Consider the following 20381-nt stretch of genomic DNA (forward strand, 5'->3'; position numbering starts at 1 on the left):
TGCGCCGCCCACGGGGTCCGGGGGAGCCGGTGACGTGCGTGGACCACCTCCCCGGGACGAGAGGAGACCGATCACGGCCTGAGGAGGCGACGACGACCGGCTGATCGCGCCCTCCCCGACCGGACCGCCGCGGCGGCCCGGGAATTTCGGCTGTCCACCCAAATTGGGGCCTTGTGGCCATTCCCTGAGCGGCTGATCCGTGTCATGGTCGGTCGCCGTGAGCGAAGTCTCGATTTCGGCCCGGCCCGCCTGGTGGACCGGAGCCGACCCCGCTCCTCGTTTGTCACCCGATTGGGTGCAATTCGTCGAATCGGCACTCTCTCAGGCGTTTTCCGTCACCCAGACGGGCGACGACGACCCGTGTGCGCCATTCGGCCGGGTGCTTTCCCCGTTCGTCGGCGCGGCCGTGGAACTGCTCCGCGGCAAAACCGAGACGCTGCCCGGGATCGACCTCCCCGCCGTTCTCGCCGACACCGCCGCCGATCTCACGCGCAGGCTGGGCGCGATTTCTGCACGGACCTTCGTTTATGAAATGCATTCCGGTCAGTCCGCGCTGACCGGGGCCGACCGGTTCGCGGAGTTCCTGCGGGGCGTCGACCTCCGCGCGCTGCTGGCCCGCTACCCCGTGCTGGCCAGGGTGATCGCGCGGACCTGCATGACCACGGTCGAGGCGACCGCCGAACTGCTCACCCGGCTGGCCGCCGACCGCGCCGCCGTCGTCGGGCTCGTCGGCGGCGACCCCGGCCCGCTGGTCGGGCTGCGCGCGGGCGCGGGCGACCGGCACCGCGGCGGCCGCTCGGCGACGCTGCTGGCCTTCGCCGACGGCCGCGGTGTCGCCTACCAGCCCCGGCCGTTGGAACTGCACGCCCGCTTCGGCGACCTGGTCGCCTGGCTGGACGGGCACGTCGGCCTCGGCCTGCGCACCGCCGCGTGCGTGGTCCGCCCGGGGTACGGCTGGGTCGAGCGCGTCGAGCACGCGCCGTGCGCATCGGCGCGCGAGGTCGAGCTGTTCTACCGGCGGCAGGGCGCGCTGCTGGCCCTGCTGTACGCCCTGGACGCGACCGACATCCACTACGAGAACCTGATCGCCGTGGGCGCCCAGCCCGTGCTCGTGGACGTGGAGACCCTGTTCCACCCGGCGTTCCCGGCGCCCTCGGCGACCGGGCCCGACCCGGCGGAGGCCGCCCTGGCCGCATCCGTCGCGCGCACCGCGCTGGTGCCGGTCATGGCCTACGGCGAGGGCGGCGCGCTGGACGTCTCCGGGCTCGGCGCCGCGGGCGGGGAGTACCCGGTGCCGGTGACCCGGTGGGTGGACGCGGGGACCGACGCCATGCGGCTGGAGCGGGTCCGCGTCCCGTTCACCGGCGGCGCCCACCGGCCCGTGCTCGACGGCCGTCCCGCCGACCCGGCCGACCACCTCCCGGCGCTGCTGAGCGGATTCCGCGCGGCCTACGACGCGATCGCCGACCACGCCGCGCCGTACGCCGGTCTGCTGGCCCGCTGCGCCGACGCCGAGACCCGGGTCGTGCTCCGGCACACCCACCGCTACGCCGACCTGCTCACCGACGCCACGCACCCGGACCTGCTGCGCTCGCACGCCGACCGCGACCGGCTGTTCGCGCTGCTGCGCGCCGAGCCCGCGGGCGTGCCCGACGTCGTCGAGCACGAGATCGCCGAACTGCGCGCGGGCGACGTCCCGACGTTCCGCGCCAAGCCCTCCAGCAGGCACATCTGGACCGGGACGGGTGCCTGCCTGCCGTACCGCCTGCCCAGGACGGGACTGCGCGCCGCCACGGACAAGCTGGCCCGGATGGGACCGGTCGACCGGCGGGCGCAGGAGTGGGTGATCCGGGCGGCGTTCGCCACCCGGGGCGCGCCCGTCCGGCACGAGTTCGTTCCCGGCCAGGCGGTGGAGGACGGGGAGTTCACCGCCGATGCCGCCCTGGCCGCCGCGGTGGCCATCGCCGAGGACATCGCGCGGCGGGCCGTGCACGGCCCCGGCCGGGTCAACTGGCTCGGGGTCGAGCCCATGGACGACCGGTTCTGGACGGTCCTGCCGATGGGCGCCGGGCTGCTGCACGGGTACTGCGGCGTCGCGCTGTTCCTGGCCCAGGCTGGCGTGCTCGCCGACCGGCCGGACCTGCGCGCCCTCGCCGCCGACGCGGTCGCGCCCTCGGCCGCCCTGCTCGACCGGTTCGCCGCGGACCCCGGCCTGGCCAGGATGGCGGGCGGGGGCATGGCGGGGGCGGGCGGCGTCGGCTACGCGCTGGCCCGGCTCGCCGTCCTGCTCGACGCCGACGACCTGCGCGCGGCCGCCGCGGCCTCGGTGCCGGTGATCGCCTCGGCCACCGACCCGGACACGCCCTCGGTCCACGACGGCGTCGCGGGCGCGCTCCTGGCCTGCCTGGCGATCGGGACGCAGGCGGCGCTGACGCTGGCCGACGCCCTGGCCGACCGGCTCGCCGCGCTGGCGCCCGCGACCCCCGGGTTCCTGCACGGCGCCGCGGGCGTCGGCCACGCCCTGCTGGCCGCGGGCCGCCCAGACGGGCACCGCTTCCTCGACGCCGCCTCGGTCGCCGACGTCCCCGACGCGGGCTGGTGCGCTGGCCGCGCGGGCATCGCGCTGGCCTGCGCGCACGCGGGCAGGCCCGTCCCCTTCGCCGCGCCCGGCCCGTCGGCCGACGCGTCGCCCTGCCACGGCGAGACCGGTGTCCTCACCGCGCTCGCCGCGCTCGCCGGACGGGCCGTCGCCGCCCGCCGCGGCGCGCACCTGCTCACGCGGACCCCACCGGGCCCGCGTGGTGGCGCTCCATCGGGGATCGCCACACCCGGCCTGCTCACCGGCGCGGCGGGCGTCGGGCACGGACTGCTGCACCTGGCCTTCCCGGCCAGCGTGCCGTCCGTCCTGCTGTTCGCCCCCGAGGAGCGGGATCGGCACACCGCGAAGGAAGGATGACCACAGATGGACCTCGACCACCTGAACTCCGCAGCGACCGACCCGGCCGCCGCCATCGGCGGCGACCCGTTCGCCACCGCCGCGCAGTCCGTCCCCGGCGCCCGCACGCGCGCGCTCGCCGGACTGTCCGCCCCCGCTCAGGGCGGAATCCAGTTCTCCTGGGTCTTCACCACGATCTCGGCCCCGAGCGCCTGATCCGGCCGGTCGGCCGCCCCGGGTCGACGGGGCGGCCGACCCGCTGGCTCACGTCGTCCCCCGGGTGATCAGGTCGAGCTGCCCGGCCGTCAGGTCGAGGTGCTCGGCGCCGAGGTTCTCCCGCAGGTGCGCGGGCGAGGTCGTGCCCGGGATCGGCCGGACGACGGGGGAGCGGGCGAGCAGCCAGGCCAGCGCCACCGGCGCGGGCGCGACGCCGAGCTCGGCGGCCACCTTGGCCACCGCGGCGTCCGCGCGCGGGATCGGCCGCCACGGGACGAAATCGATGCCGGTGGCCGCGCAGTGGTCCAGCACCGGCTGCCACGTGCGGTCGTCCGAGCTGTACTTGTTCTGCACGGCGCTGATCTCGACGATCTCCCGTGCCGCCTCCAGCGTCGGGACGTCCACTTCCGACAGTCCGATCCGGTCGATCTTGCCTTCCTCGCGCAGGCGGGCCAGGGCGCCGACCTGGTCGGCCAGCGGGACGGCCGGGTCGACGCGGTGCAGGTAGAACAGATCGATCCGCTCGACCCGCAGGCGGCGCAGGCTCAGCTCGGCCTGCTGGCGCAGGTACTCCGGCCTGCCGAGCGGCACCCACTCGCCGGGCCCCGGCCTGCTCTGCCCCGCCTTCGTCGCCACCGTGACGCCCGCGTACGGGTGCAGCGCGTCGGCGATCAGCTCCTCGTTCGCGCCCAGCCCGTAGGAGTCCGCGGTGTCGATCAGGTCGACGCCCAGGTCCACCGCCAGCCGGAGCAGGGCCACGGCGGCGTCGCGGTCCCGCGGCGGGCCCCAGCCGCAGTCGGTGAGGTGCAGCGCGCCGAATCCCAGTCTCGATGTCATGCCGCCAGCCTCGCGTGCCCTCGGCGTGACCTCCACGGATTTAGCCAGGACTAAACTCATGCGCGTGCTCCGGCTGTCCTTCACCGCCCGCGACGTGGCACTGACCCGCTTCGCGGTCTCCCCGCTGTGGGAGGTCGTGGCCAGCGTCCGCGCGCTGCGCAGGCCGGACGTGCACACCGTCCACCGGCCGTGGGCCCGTGCCGTCGCGCCCCGCCTGGCGGGCGTGGACTGGTCGCTGCTGGCCGCGCTCGTGCCCGACCGGCGCATCCCCGGCTTCGTCGCCCCGCCCCCGGCCACGCCGGTCCCCGACCTGGCCGTCGAACTGGCCGGCCTGCGCGCCACCCCGCCCGATGTCGTCCGCGCTGGCCTGCCCGACGACCCGGCGCTGGCCGCCGTCCGGGACGACCCGCCCGCCGGGCTGGACCGGCTGTGCGCGCAGATCCAGGCGTACTTCGACACCGCGCTCGCCCCCTACTGGCCGCGCATCCGCACCCTGGTCGAGGGCGACGTGCTGCGCCGCGCCCGCCTCCTCGCCGAGGGCGGCGCGCAGGCGCTGCTCAACGACATCGACCCGAGCGTGCGCTGGGCGGACGACGAGCTGTCCGTCGACCACCGGGCCGCGTCCGGCTCGCTGCGGCTGCGCGGGCGCGGCCTGCTGCTGGTGCCGTCGGTGTTCGTCTGGCCCAGGGTGTTCACCCTGGTCGCCCCGCCGTGGCAGCCCACCCTGCGCTACCCACCCCGCGGCGTGGCGACACTGTGGGAGCGCGGCGAGGACCGCCCCCGGCGCGCGCTCGCGGGCGTCATCGGCCGCTCCCGCGCGCGGATTCTGTCTGAACTAGACATACCACTGTCCACAACAGACTTGGCTGCCCGTACCGGGATCACGGCAGGCGCCGTGTCCCAGCACCTGACCGCGCTCCGCAACGCCGGGCTGGTGGCGGGCCACCGAGCGGGCAGGCACGTCCGCTACGCCCGCACGGAGGCGGCGGAGGCCCTGCTTGCGGCCGAAGCGGTCAGTGGAGGGCGCTGACCCGGGCGACCCGGTCCAGCCACCACGTGGTGCGGTCGTCGGCGGCGGGCCAGTCCACGGTGGGCGCAGGCGCCGTGCGGAGGACGGGGACGAAGCCGTCGACCGGGCGCAGCGGCTCGGGCACGACATCGCCGGTGAGCAGTGCCAGGGTTCCCACGCCGCAGGCGAAGTCCAGTGACGGCAGCGCGCCCGCGAGCGCGATCTCGGCGGCCAGCCCCACGCTGGTCTCCAGTGCCGAGGACACCACGCACGGCAGCCCGCACGCCTCCGCGACGGCCAGCGCCCGTCGCACGCCGCCCAGCGGTGCGCACTTGAGGACCGCCACGTCCGCCGCCCCGGCGACGGCGACCCGAAGCGGGTCTTCGGCCCGGCGGATCGACTCGTCGGCGGCGATCCGCACGTCCACCCGGCGGCGGACGGCGGCCAGCTCCTCGACCGCGCGGCAGGGCTGCTCGACGTACTCCAGCCCCCGCGCGGCCCGGTCCAGCTCCCGGATGCGGCGCACGGCGGTGTCGACGTCCCACGCGGCGTTGGCGTCGACCCGGACCCGCGCCACCGCGTCCCGCACCGCCTCCACCCTGGCGACGTCCTCCGCCGCCGAGTCGGGGTGGTCGGCCACCTTCACCTTCGCCGTGCCGCAGCCGGACGCCGCAGCCAGCTCGTGGGCGCGCTCCGGCGACACCGCCGGGATGATGCAGTTGACCGGGACCCGCTCGCGCACCGGCTCCGGCCAGCCGACCTCGGCGGCCTCCACGGCGGCCGCCCACCACGCTGCGGACTCCCGGTCGTCGTACTCGGGGAAGGGGCAGAACTCGCCCCATCCGGCCGGTCCGGACAGCAGCACGCCCTCGCGCACGTCGACGCGGCGGAACCGGGTGCGCAGCGGGATCGAGTAGACCTTCACAGAGCGGCCGCGCGCTCGGCGCGCCTGGCGAACACCGCGTCGCGCTTCTCGGCCATCTCCAGCAGCGCCCTGCGGCGGACCTTCGCGGGCAGCCGGTCGAGGTAGAGGTGCCCGTTGACGTGGTCGGTCTCGTGCTGCAGGCACCGGGCGAAGTAGCCGCGGCCCTCCACCGTGATCGGGTTGCCGTGCATGTCCTGACCGTGCACGACGGCGTGGTCCGGCCGGGCGACGGGGATGGACGGGCCGGGCACGGACAGGCAGCCCTCCCGCTCCTCGACCAGCCTGCGCGTCCCGGTCTCGGCCAGCACCGGGTTGCAGACGTGCCCGACGTGGCGGGCGCCGGTCTCGTCGAGGCAGTCGTAGACGAACAGCCGCAGGTCGACGTCGACCTGGTTGGCCGCGAGACCGGCACCCTCGGCGACCTTCATGGTGACGAACATGTCGTCGATGAGCCGCTCCAGCTCGGGCGTGCCGAACTCGACGACGTCCCGGCACGGCCGGTGCAGGACGTCCTCCCCGACGACGGTGATGCGCAGAACCTGGGCCATGGTGGCAAGTTATCATCTGGGACGTTCGTACTAGTACAGATGTACAGGAGTGGTCCGTGGCCTTCGTCCTGCTCGGGGTGGCGATCGTCTTCGAGGTGCTCGCGACGAGCCTGCTCAAGTCCACCGACGGCTTCTCCCGGCCGTGGCCCACGGTGTCCTGCCTGGCCGCGTACGCGGTCGCGTTCCTCGCGCTGGCGCTGGCGATCCAGCGCGGCCTGCAGGTCGGCGTCGGCTACGCGATCTGGTCCGGCCTCGGCACCACGCTGATCGTCATCATCGGCGCGCTGATGCTGCGGGAACCGGTGACGCCCGCCACGCTGGCGGGCATCGCCCTGGTGGTGTCCGGTGTGGTCGTGCTGAACCTGAGCGGGGCGCACTGATGGCGCGCGACCCGGAGGGCAGGCGGCTGCGCATCCTGGAGGCCGCCTGCGCCCTGATCGCCGAGACCGGGGTCGGCGCGCTGACCCACCGCGCCGTCGCCGCCCGCGCCGGGGTGCCGGTCGGCGCGACGACGTACTACTTCGCCACGCTCGACGAGCTGGCCACCTCCGCGATCGCGCACGCCGCCGAGCTGGCCGCCGGGGAGGCGCGCCTCTGGCAGGAGGCGATCGCCGCCGCCGAGGACGTGCCCGCGACGGTCGCCGCGCTGATCGCCGACTACCTCGCCGACCACCGGCCGTGGAGCCTGATCGAGCACGAGCTGTACGTCGCCGCCGCGCACCGCCCCGAACTGCGGCCCATGGCCATCGCGTGGAGCGACGGGACGACGGCGGCGCTGAGCCCGCGCGTGGGCCCGGCCGCCGCCCGTGCCGTCACGGTGTTCCTGGACGGCGTCATGCTCGACGCGCTCGTCCGCGACGCGCCCGTGGACGCGGACTTCCTCGCCCGGGCCGTGGCCGCGCTGATGGGACTCGACTGAGGCTCACCCGGTCCGCGTCCGCTCCAGCAGGGCGGTCAGCGCGCCGTCGGCGCCGAGCGCGCGGTCGCAGAGCGCGGCCAGCGCCGGATTCGGCCGGGCCCTGCCGTTCTCGACTTTGCTCAGGTAGCCCTTGGTGAAGTACACGGCCGCGCCGAGCGAGGCCAGCGACATTCCTTTCGACTGGCGCAGGCGGCGCAGTTCTTCTCCGAATTCCATCAGCGGTCCCCGTACGTGTCGAAATTGTGCTCCGGTCGCCGGGTGCGTCGACTCGGCGACCGGAGCGGTGGGCAGGTCGGCCATTTCAGCCCAGCAGCACGGCGAGCAGGCCGGTCAGGACGAGAATGACGTGGGTGTGCATGGTGGTCCGCTCCTGTCGAGGCAGTGGACCGCGCCGATCGATCTCGGGTCGACGGGCAGCTCGGTTGCGGTGGCCGCGGTGGCCTGGTACCCGGTGAGCAGCCCGGCCGCGAAGCCTGCCAGCAGCATCCAGAACCCAAGCCGCACCGCGAACGAGAACGAGAACAAGACCTTCACCGCGACCCCCGTTGACTGGTCGATTCAATTCGCCGCGAGTCCTTTGTGGCGATGACGTCGGTGTGATTCCGACACCACAAGAATGACTCGCCGCGAAATGTCGCGGCAGATGTTTCCCGTTGTCAGAGCGGATGGAAACAGGGAAACGCCCGGCGGACGTGCGCGGATGCGGAAACGCCGTCGCGGTGGGCGGCGATACAATCTCCGGCACCGGTTCGAGAGGTGGGCGATGGACGCTGGAATCGCGGGACTGATCGACGACCTCAAGGCGGTGCGCCGCGGATACGGGGTGCACGCGCCGGATCTGGCGACGCGGGTCGGCCCCGCGCTCGCCCGGGTCTGCGCCGTCGCCGAGACGGACGCCCCGGGTCTGCGCAGACACAAGGTGATCAGCACGCTCACCGAGCTGACCGACCGGCTGCCCGACTCGCCCCGGGCCATCGGCCGCATCGCGTTCGGTTTGGACGGTGGCGGCCATGAGCGCTACACCGACCGCGTCTCGCGCATCGCGGGCATGATCGACCGCGACGCCCGCACCGCGCAGCGCCGCGTGGACGACGTGATCGCCCAGATCGCCGAGTCGGCGGCCTCTGCGGTGCCGCGCCAGTCCCGCCGCGACGACCTGGACTGGCACACCGCCTCCGTCAAGGTCGTGGTCGCGCTGCACCTGCCGGTCGCCGAGGTGATCGAGACCCGGCGGGTGGTCAGCCACCGGGCCGGGCTGTCCGAAGTGGACCACTCGGTGTCGGTGGCCAGGGTGCCCGGCGCGTCCGGCCCGCCGTCGCTGGCCGACCTCGGGGTCGACCTGCTGTACGGGGGCGTGCTGCACTCACCCGAGCTGATCACCGCGACGCGCGTGCGCCTGCGGCTGCGCCTGCCCCAGCCGCTCGGCCAGGGCGATGGCCACGAGTTCTCGTTCCGCATCCGACTTCCTCAGGGACTCGCGCCGTTCTACGTGTGCACGCCCATGGCCCCCTGCGACCGCTTCGAGCTGACCGTCGGGTTCGGCGCGGGGCGGGCCCCGGGGCGGATCTGGCTGATCGACGACGAGTTCGCGCTCGACGCCGGGGAGGACGTGCCGGGCCGTCCGCTGGTGGAGGCCGACGCGGCCGGGCAGGCGCGGGCGGTGTTCACCAACCTGGCCACGCAGCGCTCGTACGGCCTCGGCTGGGCCCCTCACGACGACGGCGCCTGACCGGTCGGCGGCGGGGGCGCTGCCTGGACCGCGGCGGGGCCGGGCGCGAGCAGGCCCAGCGCGGCCACGGCGGCCAGCACCCCGCCGATCCGGCCGCGGCGGGCGTCGACGGGCTGCGGCGGCTCGGGCAGCCGGGGCCCGGCGGGCAGGCCCGCGAGGCTGTCGGTGATCGCCGCGAGCCGGTGCGCGGTCTCGGCGGCGGTGGGTCTTCGCCTGGGGTTCCTGGCCAGCAGCGCGGCGATCACCGACCACAGCGCGTCGGGCACGCCGCCGGGGCGCGAGGGCAGCAGGTGGACGAGGTCCGTGGCGCCGCGCCCGGCCAGCGGGGGCACGCCGCAGCAGAGCTCGTAGAGCACGACGCCCAAGGCGTAGAGGTCGGCGGGCGGGCCGACGGGGGCGCGCAGCGGTATCTCCGGCGCGGTGTACTGCGGGCTGTTGAGCAGCACGGCGTCCGGGCCGTCGGCGGCCAGCAGGAGCGGCACGACGCAGTGCCCGGTCAGCCGGACGCGCTCGCCGTCGACCAGCACGTTCTCCGGTTTGACGGCCAGGTGCGCGAACCGGCGGCGGTGCAGGTCGCTCAGCGCGGCGGCGATCCGCGCCCCGGTCGCGGCCACCCCCGCGGGCGGCAGCGGCCCCCGGACCGCCAGCCGCCCGCGCAGGGACTGCCCCTCGGCCAGGTCCATGACCAGCCCGGCGACCTCCCCGTCGCAGAAGCTGTCCCAGACGGCGACCAGGTGGTCCCCGCCGACCCCGTGGACCCGGCCGACCAGCTCGCGCAGCAGGCGCCCGGTCCCCGGCCGGGCGGCGAGGTCGCGGCGCAACAGCTTCACCGCGACCTCAGCGGGCACGCCGTCGCCGCGAACCGCGCCGACGACCTCTCCCATCGGCCCCACGCCCAGCCGCCCGGTCACCCGGTACCGGTCCTGCCACCGCATAGCTGGTGCCCCATTTCCCAACGCCCGCTGCACTGTCGTCAAGCACAGCGCGGGGGAGGGGGTGCGGGGAACGTCAGCGGTTGGACAGAAACGTGACAGTCGGTCGGGTGTTCAGCGGGTGTCGGGTGCGGGGGCGTCGGGTGGTCAGGCCTTGAGCTTGGCCAGGCGCTGGGGGGTGGGCCAGCGGACGTCGGTCACCCAGCCGAGCTTCTCCATGAGCCAGATCAGGCGGGCGGAGATGTCGATCTCGAAGCGGCGGACGCCGTGGCGGGCGCAGGTGGGGTCGGCGTGGTGGAGGTTGTGCCAGGCCTCGCCCATCGAGAGGACGGCCAGCGGCCAGAAGTTGGTGGCCTTGTCGCGCGACTTGAACGGGCGCTCGCCGACCATGTGGCAGATCGAGTTCACCGACCAGGTGACGTGGTGCAGGAACGAGACGCGGACCAGGCCCGCCCAGAAGAACGCGGTCACCGCGCCCCACAGCGACCAGGTCAGCAGGCCGCCGAGCACGGCGGGGGCGAGCAGGGTGACCGCGGTCCAGAGGCCGAACTGGCGGTGCACGCGGCGGATGTCGTCGTCGGCGAGGAGGTCGGGGGCGAAGCGCTCGGCGTTGGTGAGGTCGCGGTCGAAGACCCAGCCCATGTGCGCGTGCCAGAAGCCCTTGACCAGCGCGGCGGGCGAGGTGCCGAACGCCCACGGCGAGTGCGGGTCGCCCGCGCGGTCGGCGAAGGCGTGGTGGCGGCGGTGGTCGGCGACCCAGTGCATGATCGGCCCCTGCAGCGCCATGCTCCCCACGATCGCCAACCCGACCCGGACCGCACGCGGCGCCTTGAACGCGCCGTGGGTGAAGTAGCGGTGGAAGCCGACGGTGACGCCCAGGCAGGTCACAGTGTAGAAGAACGCGGCCAGCCCGATGTCCACCCACCCGAGCCCCCACCCCCAGGCGAACGGCACGGCGGCGATCAGGGCGACGAACGGGACCAGGATGAACAGGTAGGTCCCGACCTGCGGCCACGTCCCACGCGGCGCGCCGAGAATCGGCTTGGGACCGGTGCGGGCGGACCCGTCATCGGCGACGGACACGGACATGAGGCGGCTCCCTCGGGGGACATTGGGTCGGAAAACGGGCAGAACCGGGGCAAGCAAACCAGCCGCCGCCCCCGCCTCCAAGTTCCCTCCCCCCTCCCGCCCGAACCGTCCACCGCGATTAACCCCCTCCATACCGGTCGGTGGGGCCGAGGTCACATCCCGTCACAGTCAGATGATGCGACCATATGACGCGATCATCCGAATGTGCCCTCGGCTGGGATGCTCACACCATCTGAATGGCCGCTCAGATGACGCCGCCATCCGAAACTCGCCCCGGACCGGCATGATCGCACCATCTGAACGACTGGCCAGATGGTGTCACCATCCGAAAGTGGCCCCGCTTGGAGATGATCAGGTCATCCGAGGCGCCCGATCAGATGATGACATCATCCAGAATGGCGTCTCCGCTCACATGATCAGACCATCTGGAGTGCGTCCAGATGATGTTGTCATCCGAAATCGCACGCAGCTCGCACGGCCAGCCCTGCGCGGCTGGCGGTACGAACCGTGGGGTCGCGGTGTGGACCCCGGGCGGGCGGTGTGAATCCCGGGCGGGCGGGTGTGAACCCTGGGCGGCACGCGGTGTGAACCCCGGGCAGGTGGGCGGTGTGCACCCCGGGCGGGCACGCAATGCGGACCCCGGGCGGGCGGTGTGAAGCCTGGGCAGGCGAGCGGTGCGAACCCCGGGCGGGCGGGCGGTGTGAACCCTGGGCAGGCACGCGGTGCGGACTCCGGACGGGCGGGCCGCGCGTGCAACCGCGAGTGGCCCATCCGCACCGCCACGCCGCCGGTGCTGCCCGCGAAGTTCGGGCACGAGGGCACCGCGTGCGACTCCATCGTCGGCGCCGCTTGCGCGGTTCGGCCGGTGGATCGGCATGATCGGATCATCTGGGCGGTGAATCAGATGATGCAATCATTTGGGCTGTCGCGGAACTCGCGTGATCAGGGCATGTGAGTGGCGCGTCAGATGATGTTGTCATCTGGGGGTCGGATGGGCTGAGCATCTGAAACTTGGGTCAGGCGGATTCGCGGGGGACCAGTTCGGTGGGGAGGACCACGGGGTCGCCGGGGGGTTGGCCGCCTATTTGGAGGAGGAGGAGTTCCGTCATGGTGCGCGCCTGGTCGACGACCGGTTGGCGGATCGTGGTGAGGGCGGGTTCGGTGTGTTGGGCTAGTTCGATGTCGTCGTAGCCCACGAGGGCGACGTCCTCCGGCACGCGCCGCCCGGCGGCTCGGAGGGTGCGGAGGGCGCCGATGGCCATCATGTCGTTCGCGGCGAACACGGCGTCCGGGTTGTGGTCGAGGAGGGTCGCCATCGCTGCCTCGCCGGAGGCTCGGGTGAAGTCGCCGAAGGCGACGGGGCCCGCGTCGCGGCCCGCGCGGGCCAGGGCGCGGTGGTAGCCGGTGAGGCGGTCGGCGGCGGCCGTCATGTCCGGCGGACCGGCGATGTGCGCGATCCGTGACCGCCCGGCCGCCACCAAGCGCTCGGTGGCCAGTTGGGCGCCGCCCACGTTGTCGGTGTCGACGTACACCAGCCCGGGGATCGGGCGCTCCGGCCGACCCCCGACCACCACCGGCACGCGGGCCTGCACGAGCAGCTGCGGCAGCGGGTCGTCGGCGTGCATGGACGCCAACAGCACCCCGTCGACGTGGCCGCTGCGGACGTACTCGCCGACCCGCTGGTGCTCGGCGTCGTTCTGGGCGTTCACCAGCACCAGCTGCACGCCCGTGCCCACCAGCGCCTGGCTCGTCGCGATGATCACCGCGGACAGGTACGGGTCGGCGAGCACGGTGGCGTCGGCCTCGCGCAGCACCAGCGCCACCGAGTCCGTGCGCCGCGACGCCAGGCTGCGGGCAGCCCGGTTGGGCACGTAGCCCAGCCGGGCGATGGTGTCCTCGACCAGGTCCCGGGCCTCCGGCGACACCCGGGGCGAGCCGTTGATCACCCGGGACACGGTCGCCCTGGACACCCCCGCCGCCGCGGCGACGGTGTCCAGGGTGGGCTGCCGTTCGGTCGTCATGTGCCGTTCGCTTTGATCACCTCGCGGTACCAGTGCGCGCTGTCCTTCCAGACCCGCCGCTGGGTCGCGTAGTCCACGTGAACGATACCGAAACGCTTGGCATAGCCGTAGGACCACTCGAAGTTGTCCACGAGCGACCAGACGAAGTAGCCGCGCAGGTCCGCCCCCGCGGTGATCGCCTCGTGCACCGCGCCGACGTGCGAGCGCAGGTACTCCACCCGCGACGGGTCGGACACGGCTCCGTCCACGACGGTGTCCGGGAACGCCGCGCCGTTCTCGGTGACCATGAGCGGCACCCCGTACTCGCGGTGCACCCCGACCAGCAGGTCGGTGAGCCCGCCGGGATCGATGCCCCAGTCCATCTCCGTCACCGGCCCGGTCACCGGGGCGAAGCGCACGTGCTCGCTGCCCGGCCACGGCGACGGCTCGACCCGCGGGCCGAACCCCTCGACCACGGCGGTCGAGTAGTAGTTGATCCCCAGCACGTCGATCGGCGCGCCGATCGCGGCCTCGTCGCCGTCGCGGACGAACGACCAGTCGGTGACCGCCAGGGTGTCCAGCATCAGGTCGTCGGGGTAGCCGCCGCGGAACAGCGGGCCGAGGAAGACCCGGTTGCCGACCGCGTCGATGCGCCGGGCCGCCTCGACCGCGTCGGCGGAGTCGTCGGCGGGCGAGACCGCGTGCGGGTTGAGCGCGATGGACACCTGCGCGTCCGAGGGCAGCGCTGCCCGCAGCGCCTGCACACCCCACCCGTGGGCGAGGTTGAGGTGGTGCGCCGCCGCGAGCGCGGCCGCGCCGTCGGTGCGGCCGGGGGCGTGCAGGCCGCTGCCGTAGCCGAGGAACGCCGAGCACCACGGCTCGTTCAGCGTCGTCCACAGTGGAACGCGGTCGCCGAGCCGAGCCGCCACGACGGCCGCGTAGTCGGCGAAGCGCGCCGCGGTGTCCCGGGCCGTCCACCCGCCCGCGTCCTCCAGCTCCTGCGGCAGGTCCCAGTGGTAGAGCGTCAGCACCGGCATGATGCCGTGGCCGAGCAGCTCGTCGACCAGGTTCGCGTAGAAGTCCAGGTCGCCCGCCAGCACGCGCGGCCAGGACACCGAGAACCGGTACGCCTTCAGCCCGATGTCGGCCATGAGCGCCACGTCCGAGCGGAACCGCCGGTAGTGGTCGACCGCCACGTCCCCGGTGTCGCCGTTGTCCACCTTGCCCGGGGTGTGCGAGAACGTGTCCCAGATGGACGGACCACGCCCCTCGACCGCCCCCTCGACCTGGTAGGCCGCCGTGGCCGCGCCCCACAGGAACCCCTCCGGAAACCTCATCCCTTCACCGCTCCCTGCATGATCCCTCCGATGATCTGGCGCCCGAGCAGCAGGAACACGATCACCATCGGGAAGGTGGCGATCACCGTCCCCGCGAGCACCAGCGAGTAGTCGACCTCGATGCCGCCCGCGGTGTTGGCGATGGCCACCTGCACCGTCGGGTTCTGCGTGTTGAGCAGGATCAGCGGCCAGAACAGGTCGTTCCAATAGGTGATGAACGTCAGCAGCCCCAGCACGGCCGCGCCCGGCCGGGCCAGCGGCAGCACGACGTTCCAGTAGATGCGCCACGTGCTCGCGCCGTCGAGCCTGCCCGCCTCCAGCAACTCGTGCGACACCGCGCTTGAGAGGTATTGGCGCATGAAGAACACGCCGAACGCGGTCACCAGCGCGGGCACGATCACCCCGCGCAGGTCGTTCGCCCAGCCGAACCACTGCGTCACCATGATGTAGAGCGGGATGATCGCGAGCTGGGTCGGCACCAGCATGGTCGCCACCACCGCGCCGAACAGCGCGTCGCGGCCGCGGAAGCGCAGCTTGGCGAAGGCGAACCCGGCCAGGGTCGAGGTGAGCACCACCGACACCGTGATCGTGCCCGCGACGATGGTGGAGTTCAGCAGCGCCAGCCCGAAGTTGCCCTGCTCGTAGGCGGCGACGACGTTGTCCCACAGGTTCCCGCCTGGCACCAGCGGCGGCGGGTAGCTGCCCACCGACTGCTGGTCGCGCGAGGAGACCACGATGGACCAGTAGAGCGGGAACACCGAGACCAGCACGATCCCGATCAGCAGCGCGTACGTCGGCCAGCGCGCTCCGGATGCCCTCATGTCCACCTCACTCCGACGACCGGATGCGCCGGACGACCAGGAAGTTGATCAGCACGATCACCACGGTGATCACGAACAGCGTCCACGCGATCGCCGCGCCGTAGCCGTAGCGGCCGTTGGTCCAGAACTGCTGGTACAGGTAGAGGACCACGGTCTGGAACTGCCGCTCCGACCCGCCGTTGTGGTTGCGCGTCGTGTCGAACAGGAACGGCTCGGCGAACAGCTGCAGCGCGCCCACGGTGGACACGATCACCGTGAAGATGATCGTCGGCCGCAGGCTCGGGATGGTGATCGACCAGAACTGCCGCCACTTGCCCGCGCCGTCGATGGCCGCCGACTCGTACAGCTCGTACGGGATCGTCTGCATGGCCGCCAGGTAGATCAGCGCGTTGTAGCCGGTCCAGTGCCAGGTCACCATCGCCGAGACCGCGAACCAGCTCGCCGCCGTGCTCGCCCGCCAGTCGATCGGGGCGTCGGTGAACGGCGACAGCAGCCAGTTCAGCAGGCCGAAGTCGCGGGCGAAGATCTGGTTGAAGATCAGCGCCACCGCCGCGACCGAGGTCACGTACGGCACCAGCACGCCCATCCGCAGCGCCAGACGCCCGCGCAGCTTGTAGTTGAGCAGGTGCGCGATACCCAGGGCGAACAGCAGTTGCGGGACGGTCGCGAACACCCCGATGCCCAGGGTGTTCACCAGCGCGTTCCAGAAGTTGTCGTCGCCGAGCAGGGCGCTGTAGTTGTCCAGGCCGACCGAGACGTCCTCGCTGCCGGGCCGCCGCGTGTTCCACGCCGTGGTGGAGATCAGCGCCGTGTAGGCCAGCGGGAGGACCCCGAAGACCCCGAACAGCAGGAAGAACGGCGCCACGTACGCGTACGGCGAGCCCTTGACGTCCCACCGGTACAGCCGGGACCGCCACACCGCCCGGCGGTCGGATGGTTCCGCGAGCCGCCGCCGGTCGACCGACGACGGCTCGCGGAGCGCGGTGCGACTCATCCCGTCCCTGCCGCCGCTTCGATGTCCGACATCGCCTTGGCCCACGCCTCGTCGGGGTCGCCGCCCTGCTCGACGCTGTTGAGCGCGACGGCGAACGTGCTGCCGATGACGCCGCTCTGCGGCCCCACGACCTGGACGGGCGCGTCGGCCAGCGACGCGGGGAAGATCTCGCCCGCGGGGGCGTTGTTGAAGAACGGCGCGCTGAAGTCCTTGACCTCCGGCTGCTCCCACGTGCCGCGCTGGCTGGGGAAGTTGCCGATCTTCTGGAACAGCTTGACCGCCTGCTCCGGCGCGGTCAGCCACTTGGCCAGCTCCACGGCCGCCGCGGTGTTCCTGCCCTGGCTCGGGACGGTCACGTAGGAGCCGCCCCAGTTGCCCGACCCACCGGGGATCCGGGCGATGTCCCACTTGCCCTCGGTGTCGGCGGCGTTGGACTTGATGTAGCCCATCATCCAGGCCGGGCAGGTGATCGTGGCGAACTGGCCCTGCTGGAAGCCGGTGTTCCACTCGGGGGTGAACTCCGGCAGCGCTGCCGACTGGCCGGACTTGATCGCCCTGGCCGTCAGGTCCCACGCGGCCTTGACCGCCGGGTTCTCAGCGACGATCAGGTCGCCGTTGGCGTTGTAGAAGGTCTCCTTCTCGTTGCCCAGGACGCCGGTGAACACGTGCCCGCCCGCGTCGAACCACTTGGCCTTGTCCGGCGCCTTGCTCAGGAACCGGTCGCCGGTGGCGACGTAGTCCTCCCAGGTGGGCCACAGCCGGGAGACCTCGTCGCGGTCGGTCGGCAGGCCGGCGGCCTTGAACAGGTCGGCGCGGTAGCACATGGCCAGGCCGCCGATGTCGGTCGGCAGGCCGATCAGCGCGGAGCCGTCCGGGGTGGAGGCCCTGGCCAGGGTCGCGTCGGTCCACGCCGCGGTGTCGACGCCCTGGTCGCGGAAGTTGACGAACTTGTCGGTCTGCCCGACATAGCCCGCGACCTGGCCGACCTCGATGAGCTCCAGGTCGGCGGCCCCGGTGCCCGCGGTCAGGCGGGCCTGCAGGTTCTGGTGGTGGGTGCCGAAGTCGCTGCGGTTCTCAATGATCTTGACGTTGGGGTGCAGCCGCTCGTACTCGTCGTAGAGGGAGCGGTCGTCGGGGAGCGAGAAGTTGTCCCCGAAGACGTTGACGGTCAGCGTGACGGGGGCGTTGGGGTCGCCGCCCGACCCCTGGTCCCCGCCGCCCGAGCACGCCGTGAGCACCAGGCCGCCGATCAGCAGCCCGGCCGCGGCGCGCGTGCGTCCTGCTCTGCGCATTCCGTGCCTCCTGAAGCGCCGTGAGAGCGGTCTCACGGCTGGGTTGATCGTGAAACTGGGGAGAAAGGGGGGCGGGCCCCGCCGTGGGACCGGCGGCGGGGCCCGCCGGGATCAGCGGGCGAAGGTGAACCAGTTGACGTTGACGAAGTCGGCGGGCTGGCCGCTGGTGAACGTCAGGTACACGTCGTGCACCCCGGTGACGCCGCCGATGTTGGCCGGGATCGTCCGCCAGCTCTGCCAGCCGCCGGTGTTGCCGACGGCGAAGCTGCCGATCGGCGCGCTGGTGCGGCTGTCCAGCCGCACCTCGACCAGGCCGGACACCCCGCCGCCCGCGCCGGAGGCGACCCGGGCGCTGAACTGGCGGGCGGGGGTCGAGCCGAAGTCGACGCCCCGGTAGAGCGCCCAGTCGCCGTTGGCGAGCCAGCCGATGTTCTGGCCGCCGCCGGTGTCGCTCGTCGTCTCGACCTCGACGCCGCTCTGCTGCTGGAACGACTCCGCCTGGATGGTCGAGTACGCGCTGCCGCCGTCACCCGGCGGCGGGGTCGTCGTGGGCGGCTGGGTGCCGCCGCCGCGGGTGTAGACCGCGACGTAGTCGACGACCATCGGGTGACCGGGCACGGTCGCCGCGGTCGGGGTCGGGCTGCCCTGCACGCCGTCGGGGAAGGCGCCGCCCATGGCGACGTTGAGCAGGATGAAGTAGCCGGCGTGGTTGGTCATGTTCGCCCACGACGTCGCGTCCATCTGGCTCTGCGTCACCCGGTGGTACTCCTGGCCGTCGACGTACCAGCGCAGCTGGTTCGGCGAGACGCTGGTGTCCCACTCGAAGCGGTAGGTGTGGAAGGCGCTCTGGCAGGTCGCGCCCGGGCAGGCGCGGCTGCCGCCGAGGCCGGAGAACTCGTTGCACGGCCCGCCGGGCGCGACGCCGCAGTGCAGCACGCCCCACACGGTGTTGAGGCCGTTGACGTTCTCCATCACGTCGAACTCGCCGATGCCCGGCCAGTTCCAGTAGTCGCCGCGGTAGGGCGCGCCCAGTGCCCAGAACGCGGGCCAGTACCCGAGCGCGGCCTGGCCGGTCACGTTGGGCATCTGGATGCGGCCCTCGATGGCCATGACGCCGCCGGACGGCGGCCGGAAGTCCGACCGCTGGGTCTCGATCCGCGCCGACGTCCAGTTGCCCGCGCTGTCGCGCCGGGGCGTGATCCGCAGGTTGCCCGCGCCGTCGAGGGCGAGGTTCTGCGTGCTGTCGGTGTAGTTCTGGATCTCGCCGGTGCCCCAGTTGGCGGGCCCGCCGGGATAGCCGTGGCCGAGGTCGATGATCCAGTTCTGCGACGACGGCAGGGTGTTGGCAGGTCCGGTGAAGTCGTCGCTCCAGGCCAGCGACCACCCGCTGGGCGGGGGCGGCACCTGGGCCTGGGCGGTCAGGGTGACGGGGATGGTGACCAGCGCGACGACGGCGCCGATCGCCACCGGTAAACGCTTGCGATGCAGGGTGGGCACGGGCGTGACCTCCTTGTCGACCCGAGTCCTTCGACGGTTTGTTGTCCGGGGGAACAAACTTGAGAATCGATGTAAGCGCTCTCACGGACACTTGTCAATGATTCGGACGAAAGGATCAAGACCTGGCTGCGCTGGTGATCCGCGCGGTCACGGACCGTCGTCGCGCATCATCCGGTCGTGGTGGGCAGGGGAACCCGACTGGCGCTGTCCCGGGCGGCGGCGTCCGGGGGAACCTGGTGATCCATTCGGCGGAAGGAGCGGCGATGGCCAGTCTGTTGCAGCGGGGCAAGGTGTCCGCGGTGTTCCGGGCGATGGACGCCGACGGGGACGGGTGCCTCACCGAGTACGACTTCCGGTCGATCGCCCAGCGGTGGGGCCGATTGGGCGGCGCGGCGCCCCAGGACCGGGAGCGGGTCACCGCGATCATGTTGAGCTGGTGGGCGACCGTGGCCAGCGGGTACGACGCCGACGGCGACGACCGGGTGACCGTGGACGAGGTCCTGGCCGTCGTCGACCGGCTGCCCGCCATGCTCGACGCCGTCGCCGCGACCGCGTCGGCCATGTTCGACGCGGTGGACGCCGACCACGACGACCTGATCTCCGCGGCCGAGTACCGCACCCTCATCGAGATCTGGAACGGCAGGCGCACCGACACCGACTCCGTCTTCGACATCCTCGACGGCGACGGCGACGGCCACCTCAGCCGCGAGGAGTTCATCGAGCTGTGGACGCAGTTCTGGGCGGGCGACGACCCGACCGCCCCCGGCAACTGGGTCTTCGGCCGCTTCGCCCTGCCCGCCTGAGCGGAATGCGAACCGCCGCGGCGCCAGCAGGCGCCGCGGCGGCCCTCTCCTCCCGTGTTCGCTCAGTACCCGGCGCAGGCGTTCAACACGGCCGCGGCCTGGGAAGTGCGCTCCTGCAGCCACTCGACGGGAGTGGCGAAGTCGTCGAGGCTGACGTTGCCCAGCATGGTGGCGACGCCGTCGATGGCCTCGCTCACGGTGACGTCCCCGGCCTGGGCGGCCAGGGCGGACAGCTCCTGCGCCGCGCCCCGGCTCTGCTCGACCGCGGTCGCCGGGTCGGTGGACGGGATGAAATCGATGGCGCCGATCGCCTGCACGCACACCTGGGCCGTGGTCAGCGCCCGATCGGCGGCGTTGACGGTGTCGGCGGCCTGCTGGATCTCCGCGCACCCGGTGAGCAGCGCCAACCCGGCGACAGCTGCGACAACGGAACCAACTCGACGCATCGTGCGACCCTCCGGCCTAGAACGACCGAAGGTCTCCCCACCGCCTGCGAGG

Annotated in this window: 21 protein-coding genes; 8 read left to right on the plus strand and 13 right to left on the minus strand. The window is 72.9% G+C overall.

The features are described from left to right. Positions 1-379: 379 nt before the first annotated feature. Both IEY98_RS29670 and IEY98_RS29675 read left to right on the plus strand, forming a co-directional pair. On the plus strand, positions 380-2956 hold the full coding sequence (locus IEY98_RS29670; RefSeq protein ID WP_189213992.1) for a type 2 lanthipeptide synthetase LanM family protein: 2577 nt from the start codon (positions 380-382) through the stop codon (positions 2954-2956). 6 nt (positions 2957-2962) lie between these two features. Further along, positions 2963-3151 carry a hypothetical protein gene (locus tag IEY98_RS29675; protein ID WP_189213993.1) on the plus strand — a complete coding sequence of 63 codons (189 nt, stop codon included), beginning with the start codon at positions 2963-2965 and terminating at the stop codon, positions 3149-3151. Between the two features lie 48 nt (positions 3152-3199). Here the strand turns inward: IEY98_RS29675 and IEY98_RS29680 are convergent, their stop codons facing one another. Then, the gene (locus tag IEY98_RS29680) at positions 3200-3988 is read right to left on the minus strand and encodes an aldo/keto reductase (RefSeq protein ID WP_229787718.1); all 789 of its coding nucleotides are present in this window, start codon (positions 3986-3988) and stop codon (positions 3200-3202) included. A gap of 64 nt (positions 3989-4052) precedes the next feature. Here IEY98_RS29680 and IEY98_RS29685 point away from each other — a divergent pair, with 64 nt between their 5' ends. After that, entirely contained in the window at positions 4053-5018 is a 966-nt protein-coding gene (locus IEY98_RS29685) for an ArsR/SmtB family transcription factor (RefSeq protein ID WP_229787720.1), read from the plus strand. Here the strand turns inward: IEY98_RS29685 and IEY98_RS29690 are convergent. Together IEY98_RS29690 and def are read right to left on the minus strand one after the other, a co-directional pair. Next, entirely contained in the window at positions 5002-5922 is a 921-nt protein-coding gene (locus tag IEY98_RS29690) for an o-succinylbenzoate synthase (protein ID WP_189213996.1), read from the minus strand. The two genes, IEY98_RS29685 and IEY98_RS29690, sit on opposite strands and share 17 nt — an antisense overlap. After that, entirely contained in the window at positions 5919-6470 is a 552-nt protein-coding gene (def, locus tag IEY98_RS29695; protein ID WP_189213997.1) for a peptide deformylase, read from the minus strand. Before def ends, IEY98_RS29690 begins: the two co-directional genes overlap by 4 nt. 56 nt (positions 6471-6526) lie before the next feature. On the opposite strand from def, the gene IEY98_RS29700 reads away from it, so the two are divergent. Both IEY98_RS29700 and IEY98_RS29705 read left to right on the plus strand, forming a co-directional pair. Further along, a complete protein-coding gene (locus IEY98_RS29700; protein ID WP_189213998.1) occupies positions 6527-6850 on the plus strand; it encodes a DMT family transporter in 324 nt (107 codons plus the stop codon). Next, positions 6850-7389 carry a TetR/AcrR family transcriptional regulator gene (locus IEY98_RS29705; protein WP_189213999.1) on the plus strand — a complete coding sequence of 180 codons (540 nt, stop codon included), beginning with the start codon at positions 6850-6852 and terminating at the stop codon, positions 7387-7389. Before IEY98_RS29700 ends, IEY98_RS29705 begins: the two co-directional genes overlap by 1 nt. A gap of 3 nt (positions 7390-7392) precedes the next feature. Here IEY98_RS29705 and IEY98_RS29710 read toward each other — a convergent pair whose 3' ends face one another. Beyond that, on the minus strand, positions 7393-7605 hold the full coding sequence (locus IEY98_RS29710) for a helix-turn-helix domain-containing protein (protein ID WP_229787722.1): 213 nt from the start codon (positions 7603-7605) through the stop codon (positions 7393-7395). Positions 7606-7672: 67 nt separating this feature from the next. Here IEY98_RS29710 and IEY98_RS29715 point away from each other — a divergent pair, with 67 nt between their 5' ends. Beyond that, positions 7673-7978, plus strand: coding sequence for a hypothetical protein (locus tag IEY98_RS29715; protein ID WP_189214000.1), 306 nt, complete (start codon positions 7673-7675; stop codon positions 7976-7978). A gap of 174 nt (positions 7979-8152) precedes the next feature. Further along, on the plus strand, positions 8153-9118 hold the full coding sequence (locus IEY98_RS29720) for a hypothetical protein (protein WP_189214001.1): 966 nt from the start codon (positions 8153-8155) through the stop codon (positions 9116-9118). On the opposite strand, the gene IEY98_RS29725 is transcribed toward IEY98_RS29720, so the two are convergent. From IEY98_RS29725 to IEY98_RS29760, 8 genes are all read right to left on the minus strand, one after another. Next, entirely contained in the window at positions 9100-10053 is a 954-nt protein-coding gene (locus tag IEY98_RS29725; RefSeq protein WP_189214002.1) for a protein kinase domain-containing protein, read from the minus strand. The genes IEY98_RS29720 and IEY98_RS29725 overlap by 19 nt on opposite strands. Before the next feature lie 144 nt (positions 10054-10197). After that, positions 10198-11139: an acyl-CoA desaturase gene (locus tag IEY98_RS29730; protein ID WP_189214003.1), complete on the minus strand. Its 942-nt coding sequence runs from the start codon at positions 11137-11139 to the stop codon at positions 10198-10200. 1016 nt (positions 11140-12155) lie between these two features. After that, positions 12156-13160, minus strand: coding sequence for a LacI family DNA-binding transcriptional regulator (locus tag IEY98_RS29735; RefSeq protein WP_189214004.1), 1005 nt, complete (start codon positions 13158-13160; stop codon positions 12156-12158). After that, complete coding sequence (locus tag IEY98_RS29740; protein ID WP_189214005.1) at positions 13157-14476, minus strand: GH1 family beta-glucosidase; 1320 nt, start codon at positions 14474-14476, stop codon at positions 13157-13159. The genes IEY98_RS29735 and IEY98_RS29740 overlap by 4 nt, the downstream gene beginning before the upstream one ends. After that, complete coding sequence (locus IEY98_RS29745; RefSeq protein WP_189214006.1) at positions 14473-15297, minus strand: carbohydrate ABC transporter permease; 825 nt, start codon at positions 15295-15297, stop codon at positions 14473-14475. The genes IEY98_RS29740 and IEY98_RS29745 overlap by 4 nt, the downstream gene beginning before the upstream one ends. Positions 15298-15304: 7 nt before the next feature. Continuing rightward, entirely contained in the window at positions 15305-16291 is a 987-nt protein-coding gene (locus tag IEY98_RS29750; protein WP_189214007.1) for a carbohydrate ABC transporter permease, read from the minus strand. After that, the gene (locus tag IEY98_RS29755; protein WP_189214008.1) at positions 16288-17583 is read right to left on the minus strand and encodes an ABC transporter substrate-binding protein; all 1296 of its coding nucleotides are present in this window, start codon (positions 17581-17583) and stop codon (positions 16288-16290) included. The genes IEY98_RS29750 and IEY98_RS29755 overlap by 4 nt, the downstream gene beginning before the upstream one ends. A gap of 111 nt (positions 17584-17694) precedes the next feature. Further along, positions 17695-19050: a glycoside hydrolase family 16 protein gene (locus IEY98_RS29760; protein ID WP_229787724.1), complete on the minus strand. Its 1356-nt coding sequence runs from the start codon at positions 19048-19050 to the stop codon at positions 17695-17697. A 293-nt stretch (positions 19051-19343) separates the two neighbouring features. On the opposite strand from IEY98_RS29760, the gene IEY98_RS29765 reads away from it, so the two are divergent. Then, positions 19344-19883, plus strand: coding sequence for an EF-hand domain-containing protein (locus tag IEY98_RS29765; protein ID WP_189214010.1), 540 nt, complete (start codon positions 19344-19346; stop codon positions 19881-19883). Positions 19884-19945: 62 nt separating this feature from the next. Here IEY98_RS29765 and IEY98_RS29770 read toward each other — a convergent pair whose 3' ends face one another. Then, positions 19946-20329, minus strand: a complete 384-nt coding sequence (locus IEY98_RS29770; RefSeq protein ID WP_189214011.1) for a bacteriophage spanin2 family protein — start codon at positions 20327-20329, stop codon at positions 19946-19948. Positions 20330-20381: the final 52 nt, after the last annotated feature.

The organism is Actinokineospora fastidiosa (genome assembly GCF_014648415.1).
In the GTDB taxonomy this organism is placed as follows: Bacteria; Actinomycetota; Actinomycetes; order Mycobacteriales; family Pseudonocardiaceae; genus Actinokineospora; species Actinokineospora fastidiosa.